Source organism: Pseudomonas sp. SIMBA_041 (assembly GCF_046535095.1).
Taxonomy (GTDB): Bacteria; Pseudomonadota; Gammaproteobacteria; order Pseudomonadales; family Pseudomonadaceae; genus Aquipseudomonas; species Aquipseudomonas mucoides.
This window is the reverse complement of the sequence record NZ_JAWRXJ010000991.1, coordinates 1-233: the sequence shown is the minus strand read 5'-3', so window position 1 is coordinate 233 and position 233 is coordinate 1. Positions and strand designations below refer to the sequence as shown.

The following is a 233-nucleotide window of genomic DNA, read 5'->3' as shown; positions in this document are numbered from 1 at the left end:
CCTGATAGGCGGCCAACGCAGTGTCGAAACCTGTCGACACAATGCCGTCTGGTGTCGCCGCAGACGGCGCGGCCCCGCCTGCTCCTCCGGCCGCCATACCGATCGTCTTAAACGAGTTGATGATCGCCGGAATCCAAGTGTCGGACATTTTGAGAAGCGTCCAGAAGAAGGCGATCGTCATAACCTTCTTCACGAGGCTATTCAAAATGTCGGCAAATTCCGCCTTGTCCACA

At 56.7% G+C, this 233-nt stretch carries 1 protein-coding gene; it reads right to left on the bottom strand.

Annotation, left to right across the window (positions count from 1 at the left end; all coding sequences use genetic code 11):
- Window positions 1-233 (bottom strand): type IV secretion system protein (locus SB725_RS34100; protein ID WP_410923812.1); only part of this gene is annotated, 233 nt, incomplete at both ends.